This is a genomic window from Enterococcus sp. AZ128, from assembly GCF_051714485.1.
Taxonomy (GTDB): Bacteria; Bacillota; Bacilli; order Lactobacillales; family Enterococcaceae; genus Enterococcus_A.
In genome coordinates, this window is the sequence record NZ_JBIORZ010000002.1 from 755,240 (window position 1) to 768,725 (window position 13,486).

12 protein-coding genes are annotated in these 13,486 nt (G+C 40.0%); all 12 read left to right on the forward strand.

From position 1 onward, the window contains the following. The first annotated feature begins 5 nt into the window (after window positions 1-5). The 12 genes from IGI38_RS15365 (at window position 6) to IGI38_RS15420 (ending at window position 13,486) form a co-directional block, all read left to right on the forward strand. On the forward strand, window positions 6-485 hold the full coding sequence (locus IGI38_RS15365; protein WP_438732207.1) for a glycine/sarcosine/betaine reductase component B subunit: 480 nt from the start codon (window positions 6-8) through the stop codon (window positions 483-485). Window positions 486-555: 70 nt separating this feature from the next. After that, window positions 556-1,572: a proline racemase family protein gene (locus tag IGI38_RS15370; protein ID WP_438732209.1), complete on the forward strand. Its 1,017-nt coding sequence runs from the start codon at window positions 556-558 to the stop codon at window positions 1,570-1,572. 18 nt (window positions 1,573-1,590) lie between these two features. After that, on the forward strand, window positions 1,591-2,472 hold the full coding sequence (locus tag IGI38_RS15375; RefSeq protein WP_438732211.1) for a TSUP family transporter: 882 nt from the start codon (window positions 1,591-1,593) through the stop codon (window positions 2,470-2,472). A 150-nt stretch (window positions 2,473-2,622) separates the two neighbouring features. Next, a complete protein-coding gene (locus IGI38_RS15380) occupies window positions 2,623-4,179 on the forward strand; it encodes a PucR family transcriptional regulator (protein WP_438732213.1) in 1,557 nt (518 codons plus the stop codon). Between the two features lie 124 nt (window positions 4,180-4,303). Beyond that, on the forward strand, window positions 4,304-5,590 hold the full coding sequence (locus IGI38_RS15385; RefSeq protein WP_438732215.1) for a cytosine permease: 1,287 nt from the start codon (window positions 4,304-4,306) through the stop codon (window positions 5,588-5,590). Window positions 5,591-5,592: 2 nt separating this feature from the next. Further along, window positions 5,593-6,696 (forward strand): DUF917 domain-containing protein, encoded by a 1,104-nt coding sequence (locus IGI38_RS15390; protein WP_438732217.1) that lies wholly within the window; start codon window positions 5,593-5,595, stop codon window positions 6,694-6,696. After that, window positions 6,689-8,239, forward strand: coding sequence for a hydantoinase/oxoprolinase N-terminal domain-containing protein (locus tag IGI38_RS15395; protein WP_438732219.1), 1,551 nt, complete (start codon window positions 6,689-6,691; stop codon window positions 8,237-8,239). The genes IGI38_RS15390 and IGI38_RS15395 overlap by 8 nt, the downstream gene beginning before the upstream one ends. A gap of 190 nt (window positions 8,240-8,429) precedes the next feature. Further along, on the forward strand, window positions 8,430-9,452 hold the full coding sequence (selD, locus tag IGI38_RS15400; RefSeq protein ID WP_438732220.1) for a selenide, water dikinase SelD: 1,023 nt from the start codon (window positions 8,430-8,432) through the stop codon (window positions 9,450-9,452). A 70-nt stretch (window positions 9,453-9,522) separates the two neighbouring features. Continuing rightward, window positions 9,523-10,113, forward strand: coding sequence for a sulfurtransferase-like selenium metabolism protein YedF (gene yedF, locus IGI38_RS15405; protein ID WP_438732222.1), 591 nt, complete (start codon window positions 9,523-9,525; stop codon window positions 10,111-10,113). A gap of 87 nt (window positions 10,114-10,200) precedes the next feature. Next, window positions 10,201-10,479 (forward strand): DUF3343 domain-containing protein, encoded by a 279-nt coding sequence (locus IGI38_RS15410; RefSeq protein WP_438732223.1) that lies wholly within the window; start codon window positions 10,201-10,203, stop codon window positions 10,477-10,479. Then, complete coding sequence (selB, locus tag IGI38_RS15415; RefSeq protein WP_438732224.1) at window positions 10,472-12,361, forward strand: selenocysteine-specific translation elongation factor; 1,890 nt, start codon at window positions 10,472-10,474, stop codon at window positions 12,359-12,361. Before IGI38_RS15410 ends, selB begins: the two co-directional genes overlap by 8 nt. After that, on the forward strand, window positions 12,362-13,486 hold the full coding sequence (locus IGI38_RS15420; RefSeq protein WP_438732226.1) for an aminotransferase class V-fold PLP-dependent enzyme: 1,125 nt from the start codon (window positions 12,362-12,364) through the stop codon (window positions 13,484-13,486).

A 13,486-nucleotide genomic window follows, 5' to 3' on the forward strand; every position in this document is an offset into this window, starting at 1 on the left:
TCATTATGGGGATTGGCCCATCAACAAAAGAAACATCACTGCATCACTTTCAAGATCCACTCGTCGAACTTCTGGGCAAGGATCCTGATATCGACTTTCAAGGAGTCGTAGTAGTAGGGACCCCGCAAAGCAACGCGATGAAATATCTAGTTGGGCAGCGTACAGCTGCATGGTTGGAAGGGATGCGCACAAATGGTGTGATCGCTTCAACGGATGGCTGGGGAAATTCAGACGTAGATTTTGCGAATACCTTAGAAGAAATCGGTCGTCGAGATATCAGCGTGATTGGACTCAAGTTCATTGGTACACAAGCAAAATTTGTTGTTGAAAATGACTTTACAAAGCACGTACTAGATTTTAACAAATCTGAAGCAGGTATCGAGACAGAGGTAGTTGGTGAAAATACTATCAATCAACGGGATGCAGTAAAAGCGCTTGCGTCAATTAAATTAAAAATGCGAAAAGACAATCAACAAGTACGTTAGAGAAATTTTTTTATGAATATGAATCAATAAAGTACTATTTTTAATTAAGTAGGAAACAAGGAGGATAATCATGAAAGTATCAAAAATGATCTCAGCAATCGACACTCATACAGCAGGTGAAGCTGCGCGTCTAATCATCGGTGGAATTCCAAAATTCCCAGGTGAAACTATGGCTGATAAGAGAGCTTATTTGGAAACGGAAGCAGACGACTTGCGTAGAATGCTGATGTTGGAACCACGTGGGCACCGAGATATGTTTGGCGCTTTTATTACTGAACCAGTTCATAAAGAAGCTGACTATGGAATCATCTTTATGGATTCAGGCGGTTATTTAAATATGTGTGGACACAATACGATTGCAGCTATGACAGCAGCTATAGAACAAGGCTGGGTGGATGTAAAAGAAGGCGATCATGAAGTAAAAGTTGTTCAAGATACACCAGCAGGAATCGTACACGGAACAGTACATTTAGATGAAGACTACTCAGCAGAGTCAGTGTCATTTGAAAACGTGGAATCATTCCTTTATAAAGAAAACGTGAAAGTCAATGTTCCTGAAATTGGTGAATTAACAATGGATATTTCTTTTGGCGGAAGCTTCTTTGCTATTTTGCCAGCAGCATCGATCGGTTTGGAAATCAAACCAGAAAATGCTTCAAAATTTAACGAACTTGGTATGATCATTCGCGACGCAGTGAATGAGCAAATCGAGATTCAACACCCAACATTAGATCATATTAAAACTGTCGATCTTGTTGAATTTTATGGTCCAGCAACAAGTCCAGATGCAACCTATCAAAACGTTGTTGTATTTGGTGATGGACAAGTTGACCGTTCTCCTTGTGGTACAGGTACAAGTGCAAAACTTGCAACTTTATATGGCAAAGGCGAAATGAAAGTTGGCGACACCTTTGTGTATGAAAGTATCTTATGCACGAAGTTTAAAGGCGAAATTGTTGAAGAAGCTGAGGTTGGAGGATATAAAGCAATTATTCCTCGTGTAACAGGTTCGGCTTATGTCACTGGATACAACTCATTCTTAGTTGATCCGAAAGACTCCTTGAAGGATGGTTTCCTTCTGGGATAAAGATGAAGGAGGGGTAATATGGTAACATTATTATTAGCGATTTATGTTGGTTTGATTTTACTACACACAGCAAATATGGGGCGCGACTTAGTCAAAAATAAAGATGACTTAGGACACGGAAATTGGTTTGTTTCAGGAATTATCGGTTTCGTTACCGACTTCTTGGATACTCTAGGGATTGGAAGCTTTGCGCCAACAACCCTGCTTTTAGATTTTACAAAACAATTAAGTTCTGACCGTTTGTTGCCAGGAACGCTTAACGTAGGTCACGGAATTCCAGTATTGGTTGAAGCGTTCATCTTTACTCAAGTAGTAGATGTATCTCCAGTAACTCTGTTCGCGTTGGTTGGTTCTGCTACAATTGGTGCATTTATCGGTTCAAGATTTGTAACTGGCTTGCCGGAAAAGAAAGTTCAACTTTGGATGGGCTGGGCGTTGATTGTTACAGCAGTATTGATGTTTGCTCGTCAACAAGGATGGATTGATATCTTGGGTGCGGATAATACTGCGACAGCGTTGACAGGTATCAAATTAATTATCGGTGTTGTGATCAACTTCTTCTTAGGAGCATTGATGACGATCGGTGTTGGTTTGTACGCGCCATGTATGGCAATGGTTTATATGTTAGGTTTGAGCCCGCTAGTTGCTTTCCCAGTAATGATGGGTTCATGTGCTGGTTTAATGCCAATCGCAAGTTTAAACTTTGTTAAGACAGGTGATTACGCTCGTAAGGTTAGTTTAGCGATCACTGTTGGTGGGATTATCGGAGTAATTATTGCTGCGAAATTCGTAACTGGCTTGGATTTAGAAATTCTAACTTATATCATTATTCTAGTAATCATTTATACAGGTATCACTTATATTCGTAAGAGTATGAAGCCATCAGCAGCAAAAGCTTAAAAATGAATTGAAAACTACCTGCTCAATTTGAGCGGGTAGTTTTTTTGTAAGAATAGTGTAAAAACTGTTTTACGTAAGATGATATTTAAATAGACAAGAAAAATACCTTCTGTTAGAGTTAAAAAAAGATTTGAAAAGCAGGTGGTTTTGATGGGTGTAAAATTAAAGGAATTACTAAAAATACCTTCTTTACGAGAAGCAGAAATAGTGAGCGGAACAGAAAATATTGATAACACAGTAACATCTTTATCTTTTTTAGAAGTATCCGATATGGCCTTCTTTAATGAAAAGATTCAAATGCCTGATGAATACTATGCTGGAGAATTGGTTATCAGCTCTTTTTTTACAATAAAAGATGACGTGGAAAAACAATGTGAAGCAATTCGTCGGCTGCATGCTTTGGGAGAATTAGGAATAATTATTTATTATGTGGGAATCGTTATGGAAAAATTATCGCAAGAGGTAATTGATGTAGCGGAAGAATTAGGTTTTGTGATCATAAAAATGCCTGAAAATGATTATTCTTTACGCTACAACGAAGTTATCGTTGAGGTTATGTCAGAAATATTAAAAGATAATTCGGCGGAAAATATCGTAAATGAGGTTTTAGAAAAGACATCATCATTACCTGATCATCTTAGAAATGTGGAGATGAGTTTAAAGATACTTTCGGATCTGTTACGGTCAAATATTTTACTGACTGATGGAGAGGGAGAAATTATCAATCAAGTAAAATGGCCTAGAAATTCAAAAATAGATCTCTCTCATTTAGTACGAAATGAGAAGAATAATTCACCAACTAAAAGAGATAATTATTGGTTCTTTTACAAAGAACTGTATCATAAGGATAATGGTGTTCTACATTTTTATTTAATTAAAGAATATGAACCGTTAACACCGTCTATTTGTGAACAAGCAGTTGAACTTGTGCAGGTAGCACTCAATTTATGGGGGAAAAATCACGGAGAAATTAGTGAATACGGTTTAGTCAAAGCGATCTTAAACGATGAAAGCGAAAAGATGTATCGTTTAGCGAAGAGACTTACCATCAATGTTAAGAGCATTAATCTTATGTGGGTGATACAGTTAAAAAATCATCATCAAGAAAAGGAACTAAAAAAAGAAGTTCTCGAGTATATATCGAAGTATTATCGCACAAGTATTGTGCAGTTGGTTGGGAACCAATTAATTGTTTTGTTAGGAAATTATAGATACAACGAGTTGGAAGTTTCTCTAAGCGAGCACTTTTTGAAAGATAGTCAGTATCAAGAAGATATTGAGAGTTTGGTAGTTTGTCCTCGTTTGAGAAACACGACTGATGTACGTAAGAATTATCAGATGATTGATACTTTAAAAGGGAAAATACCTACTCTATTTCAAGGCAAAAAGAATTTTACGATTAGTGAAATCCGTCAAGTACAGTATGCACTAAATTATGTTCAATCAGGCGAAGCAGAAGTCGACGAAGTATTGATGGTTTTAGAGCCTATTCGGAATAATCGAGAACAACTGATGACGCTTTGTACTTTTCTATTAGATGTGAATGCAGATTTTCAAAAATGTGCAGACCGATTGTTCATACACAAGAATACTGTAAAATATAGAATTAAAAAGATTAGTGAGCTTTTAGGATGTGATGTGACACGGGTTTCTGATAGTTACGAATTTTCAATTGCTTGCTTGGTTTATCGAATGGTACAACGCTAGACTTCCGAAAGGGAGTCTTTTTTATTGTTAAAAAACAAAAAAAACTCTCATTTATTTTTCATTTTGAAAAAGACGGATGGGGAAGTCTCACGTATAATCGAAACTTATATAAGGGGGAATAAATATGAAAGATAAAAATAAAACACAACCCTGGTACAGTCTAGCATTTATTTGGGGCGGTTCCATGGTCTGTGTCCCAAGTTTATTGATCGGCAGTACATTGGTTTCAGGCATGAGTTTGGGGAACGCCTTACTAGTTGGATTGATCGGTTATGCGATTACGGTAATTATTATGGTTCTTCAAGGTTCCCAAAGTGTAGATTTGCATAAACCAACAGTTCAAATTGCCAAACAAGTTTTTGGCGAGGTAGGTTCTCAACGAATTATATCGATTGTATTGGCTATTGCTTGTTTAGGATGGTTTGGAATTCAGACTAATGTTGCGGGTTCAGCTTTTGCAAATCTTTTAGGACTCTACGGAATTCATATTTCTGTCCCGGTTTCATCAATTATTTGGGGAATTATTATGTTGATTACGGCAATTTACGGTATTCGTCTAATTCGTTTAATTAATTACATTGCGGTTCCTTATTTGGTAATTGTTTGTTTATATGGTTTATTTGAAGCTCTTTCTTCAGGACAAGGTACGCAGCTTTTACAAACATATCAGCCGCTTGCAAAACTTTCCTTTTTTGATGGATTAGCAGTTACTATCGGTTCTTTTGCTTTAGGGGCTGTGATTGCTGGGGATTATTCGCAATACTCTGGAAAACGATCTGATGTTGTTAAAGCCGCCAGCGTGGGAATTATTCCAGCCGGTATTCTGATGATTGCTGTAGGAGCAGTTTTAGCGATCGTCAATAAAACATCTGATATTAGCAGTGTTTTTATGAATATCGGCTCGCCTCTGATTGGAGGAATCGCTTTGATTTTAGCTACTTGGAAAACGAATGTAATTAACGCCTTTTCGGGTGGTCTAGCAATCATTAATGTTTTTGGTATCTCAAAAGAGAAAGAAAAAATGGCAGTTGCAGTTGCTGGCGGTATTGGAACGTTGTTAGCAGTTGTCGGGATTTTGAATTATTTTGTTCCGATTATGTCTATCCTGTCAGCAATGGTTCCCGCAGTTGCAGGAGTAATGATTGCTTCTTATTGGGTCATTCAAAAGGGAGATCCTACGAAATGGGCACCAGTTTCAGGAGTCAATTGGTTGGGGATAATTTCATGGTTAATAGGAGCGGTAATCGCAGTTGTTCCAGTATTATTGGGCTTTTTCCCTTCTTTGCCGCAATTTCCTAATCAGCCGCTGATTGGAATATTGTTATCGTTCATCTGCTATTTAGCAGGGCACAAGCTTTTTGTGAAACAATCGAACAATCAACATATGCATACAAGAGAAATGGAGGAATAACTATGCGTTATTTAGATGAAAAAGCAGTTGAGAATATTGCTGTAGGAGCAGCCTTTTTAGGTACAGGCGGGGGTGGCGATCCTTACATTGGTAAAATGATGGCTTTATCAGCGATCAAGGAGTATGGGCCTGTTCAGTTAATTTCTTCAGAGGAAATTGCGGCTGATGATTTCTTTATCCCTTCAGCTATGATGGGAGCGCCATCGGTACTAATTGAAAAATTTCCTAAAGGGGATGAATTTCTTCGCGTATTTCAAAAATTAAGCCGCTATTTAGGCATTGAAAAAATTGCTGGTACATTTCCGATGGAGGCCGGTGGTGTTAATTCGATGATCCCTATTGTTGTGGCAGCGTCACAAGGTATTCCTATCGTGGATTGTGATGGGATGGGTCGAGCATTTCCAGAATTGCAGATGACGACCTTCAATTTGGGAGGTGTATCTTCGACGCCCATGGCAATTACTGATGAGAAAGGAAATATTGGGATCTCGGAAACGATAAGTAATAAATGGACTGAAAGACTTGCAAGGGTCCAAACGGTTGAAATGGGTGCTAGTTCATTGATCAGTATCTATCCTTCAACTGGGCGTCAATTAAAAGATCATGGTATTCACGGGATTGTCACCCTATCAGAAAAAATCGGTGAAGTGATTTGCAGCAATGAATCCGAAGAAGCGGTTAAACTAGAAAAATTACTAGAGTTAATTGATGGTGTCGAACTTTTTCAAGGAAAAATGATGGATGTCATTCGAAAAGTGGAAGGCGGGTTTAACTTTGGTGAAGCAACTTTAGAGGGCTTAAATGGAGATGCAGGATCATCAATGAAGATTTGTTTCCAAAATGAAAATTTAATTGCTGAAAAAAATGGCGAAGTAGTGACCATGACGCCAGATTTGATTTGTATGGTTGATTTAGAAACCTTGATGCCGGTAACAACCGAAGCGCTAAAATATGGAAAAAGAATTCGGGTGCTAGCTTTGCCATGTCATGAAAAATGGCAGAGTGCAGAGGGCATTAAAACCGTAGGCCCGCGTTACTTTGGGTATGATTTAGACTACGTACCATTAAAAGAACTAGTTACAAAAGGAGGACGTCAGCATGTATAAAATTGGAATTGATGTTGGAGGAACGAATACTGACGCAGTAATCATCGATGAAAATTTGGAGCTCGTACATGGAGTGAAGGTTCCCACTAGCGGTGACATTCAAACAGGGATTGAAAATGCTTTGCATAAAGTAATGAGTGAATCTGAAATTACACCGAGTAAAATTAGTCATGCGATGCTTGGAACAACTCAATGCACAAATGCAATCGTAGAACGAAAAAAACTATCCAAAGTAGGGGTTATTCGTTTAGGATATCCAGCAACTGCATCAGTGAAACCATACACAGCATGGCCAGAAGACATGGTAGAAGTTCTAGGAGAAAAATATGAACTGCTGCATGGCGGTTACGAGTACGATGGCCAGATCCTGTCGGAGATAGATGAGGGCGAAGTTAAAACGGTTTTGTCTAATTGGCAAGGCGAAATTGAATCCTTAGCTATTGTGGGTGTCTTCTCTTCTTTAAAAAATGATCAAGAATTATTAGTGGAGGAGTGGGCCAAGGAAATTTTGGGTGAGGCAGTTCCAGTATCATGTTCATCACAAATTGGTTCTGTGGGTCTTTTAGAAAGGGAGAATGCAACTATTCTGAACGCTGCTTTAGATAAAGTCATGAAATTAACGAGCAGCGGATTTGAAAAAGCCTTGGAAAAAGAAGAGATTCGAAATGCGGAAGTATACCTTTGTCAGAATGACGGAACCCTGATGTCGATTGAATATGCGAAGCGTTTTCCTATTCTAACAATTGCTTGTGGCCCGACGAATAGTATTCGGGGTGCTTCTTATTTAGCAGGAATCAAGAATGCCATTGTTTTAGATGTTGGCGGTACAACTTCAGATTTAGGAGTGTTAGCGGAGGGATTCCCTAGAGAATCTTCTTTGGCAGTTGATGTCGGTGGAATTAGAACAAATTTCCGGATGCCGGATATTGTTTCTATCGGACTTGGTGGAGGAAGTATTGTTAGACAAGTTGGTGATCAGGTTACTATTGGCCCGGACAGTGTTGGGTATCGCATAACCGAAGAAGCCCTTGTCTTTGGCGGAAAACAATTAACGACGACGGATATTGCTGTAAGACTAGGTATTTCTGATATTGGAGATAAGTCACTTGTTGCAGATATTCCCATTGATTTTGCGAAAAAGGCCTATGAAGAAATTAGAAAAATGACAGAAGAAACCATTGATAAAATGAAAACAAGCTCTGGAGATGTTGACTTGATTTTAGTTGGCGGCGGAGCAATCATTATTCCTCAAGAATTAGAAGGAGTAGCGAATGTTTATCACAATCCACATGGCGGAGTAGCGAATGCAATCGGCGCTTCTATCGCTCAAATAAGCGGACAGTACGAGCAGATATATATTTATTCAAAACTTTCACGGCAAGATAGCATGAGCGATGCTAAAGAAAAGGCAGCCTATCAAGCTAAACTAGCCGGCGCACTTGAAGAGACGATCGAGCTGGTTGAAGTAGAAGAGACGCCGCTAGCCTACCATCCAGAAAATGCGACACGTTTACGCGTCAAAGTAGTTGGGAAAATGGAATAGTTTTTATTGTTCGTATCGGGAAATAGCTAGCCTATTTCTCGATTTTTTATATTTTATTAGAAGCAGTTCCTTTGCAATAAATTAAAACGTTTTTATTGTAGATAGAAATCGTTATAAATTGAGTTGAAATATACGTAGAGAAACAAAAAGTAAACTGTTATAATAGAAACCGTGAAGGATGGTGGAAAGCATGGAGACAATCCAACAATTGATCGTCTGCGGCGGATGTAACGCAAAAATCGGACCAGGGAATTTAGGGGAACTGCTGGCAGATTTACCTAAAACAACCCATGAGAATTTACTAGTGGGGTTTGATTCGACAGATGATGCTGCTGTTATTAAACTACGAGACGATTTAGCAATTATTCAAACATTAGATTTCTTCCCGACGATGGTAACAGATCCGTATCTTTTTGGTAAGATTGCAGCTGCAAATGCTTTAAGCGATGTTTATGCGATGGGCGGAGAAGTGCTGTCGGCGTTGAATATCGTTGCTTTTCCAGAAGAAAAAGACTTAACTATTTTAAAAGAAATCTTACGTGGCGGTGCGGAGAAGGTTCAAGAGGCTGGCGCAATCTTAGCTGGTGGACATTCAATTCATGACCAATCGGTGAAATACGGATTGTCTGTTACCGGTACGATTGATCCAAATAAAATTTATCAAAATAATACTTGTCAATTGGGCGACCACTTGATATTGACAAAACCATTAGGCGTGAGCATCATTACGGTGGGCTACAGTGCCGAAGAAATTAGTGAAGAAGCATTTGTGAAAGCGACCACGAGCATGGAGACGTTAAATAAATACGCAATGGCTATTATTCGCAACTACACAATCAATAGCTGTACGGATGTGACTGGTTTTGGTTTGGCCGGACATTTGCATGAAATGCTGAATGAACGTTTTAGCGCGGAGATTCAATCAAAAGATCTGCCTTATTTTGAAGAAGCCTATCAAGGTGCGAAAGAATTTATCCTAACAGCAGGCGGTCAGCGAAACCGAAATTACATGGAAGAAAAGATGGACTTCCAAATCAATGATTTCGGGATCGAAGAATTGTTATTCGACCCGCAAACTTCTGGTGGTTTATTAGTGAGTGTACCGGCAGAAGAAGTTGAAGAGCTGCTGCAAGAATTACAGGCAGCTGATATTCCTGCACAAGATTTCGGAATGGTTGTCGAAAAACAAGATAAAGAATTGATCATTTATTAAGAAAACGTTGTACTAGTTGCTGCTTATTTTTAGTTATGATGAGAAAAAAATTGAGATCGGAGTGAATAGGATGTTTAAAATTGATGCTTTAGGCAAAGCTTGTCCGTTACCGGTAATTGAAACGAAAAAGGCGTTACGTGAACACGAAGTTGTCCAAACGCTGGTTGATAATGAGATTGCAACACAAAATTTGAAAAAAATGGCTGAACAGCTTGGGTACATATATCAAATGGATCAAGCTGCTCCAAATCATTATACGGTAGTCATTTCAAAAGCGAATGCAGATTTGACTGATGAGATACCGCAAGCAGCAGAACCGATAGCGACTGTTGATGATTACATCGTCGTAGTTGATACTAATGTAATGGGGCGCGGCTCTGATGAATTAGGGAAAAATTTATTGAAGGGCTTCATTTATTCATTGACCGAACAAGACGTACTGCCAGAAAAAGTAATCTTTTATAATGGCGGCGTACAGTCAGTTGTTGAAGGCGCTGACTCACTAGAAGATATCCGCGGCTTAGCTGAACAAGGTGTTGAAATCTATGCATGCGGGGCTTGCTTAAATTTCTATGAATTGACTGCCGCTGTGGGTGAGGTAACAAATATGTATCGTATCGTAGAAATGATGCGTCAAGCGCCAAAAATCGTTAAGCCGTAAATGAAGCTAGCTGTTAGCTTTAAACAGTTATGCTGATAGGCCTAAACAGGTATGTTAAAAAATTAGTACACAAAAGGAGCAGTTTTTATGCAGACATACGGTGTTGCACTATTTTATTCAACCCGGGAGGCCATGAAAGCTGAGGAAATCGCGAAGGAAGCCCAACTTGCCGTTCGAATCATTCCCACACCGGAAAAGATTCATGCTAGTTGCGGCTTTTCTTTGAAATATCCGTTGTCTGAAGAAGAGACTTTGACTTTGTTGCTTACAGAATCGGAGATTGCTTCGGAGGGCTTTTATCATGCAGCTCAAGAGGGATTGAAGACAGAATATACGTTGGTTCAGAAAGGACAGACAGATGGCTAATATTGTAATTGGAACAGCGGGACATATCGACCATGGAAAAACGACATTAATTAAAGCGTTGACTGGAATCGAAACAGATACGACGAGCGAAGAAAAGAAACGCGGAATGTCGATCAATCTGGGTTTTGCTTATTTGGATCTGCCCAATAAAAAACGGGTGGGAATCGTAGATGTGCCTGGACATGAAAAATTTATCAAAAATATGGTCGCTGGTTTGCCGGGGATCAATCTAGTATTGTTGGTGATTGATGCGGCAGAAGGTATTATGCCGCAAACAAAGGAACATATAGATATTTTGACTCTTTTGGGGATTCGTGATTTCTTAATTGTGCTAACGAAGGTAGATACTGTTAACCCAGATTTGAAAGAGCTGGTCATTGAAGATATTCGCGAACAATTAGCGGATACACCATTAGCTGAGGCGGATTTGATTGAAACAGATGCAGTAACTGGCACGGGAATCAACGAGTTGTTGGAAAAAATCCAAGAGCATTCGGAAGAAGTACAGGAGCGTTCAGGCAGCGGATCGGCACGTTTGAATGTTGACCGAACGTTTAGTGTAAAAGGATTCGGTACGGTCGTTACGGGAACGCTATTAGATGGATCAATCAATGCTGGAGATGATCTGTACTTGTATCCGAGCCAGAAAAAGACACGGGTACGAAATATCCAAGTTCATGAAACGGATGTGAAAAGTGCGCAGCCGGGACAACGAACAGCGTTGAATCTAGCGAACATCGCAATGGAGGATATTCAACGCGGCGATGTTTTGTCTGTTTCAGAAAAATTAGAAGATACGTGGATGCTGGATGTAAAAGTGACTTGTCTGCCTGAAGTAGATGGCGGTATCGGTTTATGGGATCGAGTTCGTTTATTGATCGGTACACGGGAAGTGATGGCACGGACCGTTCCTTTGGGTGTGGATTGGATTGGACCAGGGGAAGATGGATTCTTGCAGCTGCGTTTAGAAGAGCAAGTTGCTGTTAAAGAACGCGACCGTTTCATTTTGCGGTCCTATTCACCGATGTATACGATCGCTGGCGGCGAGGTCCTAGATGCGGCGCCACATAAACATCGCCGTTTCAAAGTGGAGATTCTGGAGAGCTTAAAAGCCAAAGAAGAGGGCAGTCTGGATGAATTGATTGCGGATTTCATGATCAATAAGAAGCAACCATTTACTCAGGAAAAAGAATTACTGGAATATCTAGGTGTAAGCAAGGAAGAGCTACAGCCAATCTTAATGGAAATGATTTCAGAAGGTCGAGTAATAGAAACGAAAGTCGGCTATTTGGCACAAACAAGCTATCAAAAATTAACCGATCGTTCAACAGAAATTCTATCGGCTTATCATAAAGAATATCGCTTGCGCTATGGGATGCCTTTGGAAGAATTCCGTTCACGGATGCGAAGTGTCTTGGCTGAAAAAGAAATCTCTGCTTTGATGGCCTTAATGAAAGCCAGCTTAATCAAAGAAGCGAATGCCAAAATAGCACTGGTCGATTTCGAAGTGACCTTTAATAAGTACCAGCAAGCTGCGAAAGAAAAAATCGAAAAAGCTTTGGAAAAAAATGGCTATACCCCCGTCAAAAAAGAAGAGTTATTTGACTTGGATAAAAATGCTGAGGAAGTTTTAGAGGCGTTAGATGGTGAAACAGTCGTTTTCTTGACACATGAGTATGTATTGTTAAGGAAAGTATTTGATCAAGCGGTAAAAGAAATCCAAAATTATATCACAGAGCATGAACAGATGACCTTAGGTGATTTTCGTGATTTGACGGATTCCAGCCGTAAGTCTTCAATGTTAATCTTGGAATATATGGATAAACAGGAAATTACTAAACGAGTGGAAAATTACCGGATACTGGGAGAGAAGGGAAAGTAAATGGGCATTTACTTAGATAATGCTGCTACAACAGCTCAAAAACCCGCTGTTGTGGCAGAAGCAATGACGGAGATTCTGACTGGAGAATACGGCAACCCTTCTCGCGGAGCACATGGCTATTCATTGGCAGGCTTTCGTGTAGCGGAAAAGGCCCGCAATCAAGTTAAGGACTTGTTTAATGCAGATCGGCGCTATGAGGTTGCTTTTACCAACAATGCCACAGTATCTCTGAATGAAGTATTGAAAGGCCTAATTCAAGCTGGAGATCATGTGCTCACGACTTCTTGGGAACATAATTCGGTTTTACGCCCGTTGTATCAATTAGAAACGCAAGGTGCTAGCTTCGATGTAATTTCCAGTGAAGCGGTAACCGGCTGTTTGAATTATCAGGAGTTTATTGAAAAAGTTCGTCCAGAAACGAAGGCAGTGATCTGCAATCATGCCAGTAATGTCACTGGAAATCTCTTGAATCTTGAATGGGTCAAGCACTTTTGCGCAGAGCACGAGCTCTATTTGATTATTGATGCGTCTCAAACAGCGGGGGTCGTACCGATAGATCTAAGTGATGGGAAAATCGCGGCATTGTGTTTTACCGGGCACAAATCGTTGTATGGTCCGCAGGGGACGGGCGGTGCTTGTCTGCTGAGGGACTTGCCGATAGAACCAGTAATAACCGGCGGGGACGGTATGCAGTCGTTTTCAAAAGTTCAACCGAAGGAATTGCCGACTTTGTTGGAAGCTGGAACGTTGAATATTCCTGGGATTGCTGGATTGACTGCTAGCATTCAATGGTTGATGGGAAAAGACTTTTCAGAGAAATTGGGTGTCTATTTTTATCAAGAGCTGCAAAAAATTGCTGGATTAACGATTTATGGTGATTTCACTGGTCCGCGTGTAGATGTTTTTTCGATCAATATCAAAGACGCCGAATCTGCGGTTGTCAGTGATCTGTTGTGGGAAGAGTATCAGATCGCCACACGACCTGGGTATCATTGCGCTCCTTTGATGCACGAAGCGTTAGGGACAGCGGATCGCGGAACTGTTCGTTTGTCATTTTCAAGTTTTACCACTAAGGCTGAAGTCGATACAGTCTTGGCAGCATTACAAAGTCTGGCGTTACGCTAA

Coding starts and splice junctions, on each gene's coding strand:
- IGI38_RS15410 (WP_438732223.1), top strand. CDS start 10,201: ATGCAGACATACGGTGTTGCACTATTTTATTCAACCCGGGAGGCCATG.
- IGI38_RS15395 (WP_438732219.1), top strand. CDS start 6,689: ATGTATAAAATTGGAATTGATGTTGGAGGAACGAATACTGACGCAGTA.
- selD (WP_438732220.1), top strand. CDS start 8,430: ATGGAGACAATCCAACAATTGATCGTCTGCGGCGGATGTAACGCAAAA.
- IGI38_RS15420 (WP_438732226.1), top strand. CDS start 12,362: ATGGGCATTTACTTAGATAATGCTGCTACAACAGCTCAAAAACCCGCT.
- IGI38_RS15390 (WP_438732217.1), top strand. CDS start 5,593: ATGCGTTATTTAGATGAAAAAGCAGTTGAGAATATTGCTGTAGGAGCA.
- IGI38_RS15385 (WP_438732215.1), top strand. CDS start 4,304: ATGAAAGATAAAAATAAAACACAACCCTGGTACAGTCTAGCATTTATT.
- IGI38_RS15380 (WP_438732213.1), top strand. CDS start 2,623: ATGGGTGTAAAATTAAAGGAATTACTAAAAATACCTTCTTTACGAGAA.
- IGI38_RS15365 (WP_438732207.1), top strand. CDS start 6: ATGGGGATTGGCCCATCAACAAAAGAAACATCACTGCATCACTTTCAA.
- IGI38_RS15370 (WP_438732209.1), top strand. CDS start 556: ATGAAAGTATCAAAAATGATCTCAGCAATCGACACTCATACAGCAGGT.
- selB (WP_438732224.1), top strand. CDS start 10,472: ATGGCTAATATTGTAATTGGAACAGCGGGACATATCGACCATGGAAAA.
- IGI38_RS15375 (WP_438732211.1), top strand. CDS start 1,591: ATGGTAACATTATTATTAGCGATTTATGTTGGTTTGATTTTACTACAC.
- yedF (WP_438732222.1), top strand. CDS start 9,523: ATGTTTAAAATTGATGCTTTAGGCAAAGCTTGTCCGTTACCGGTAATT.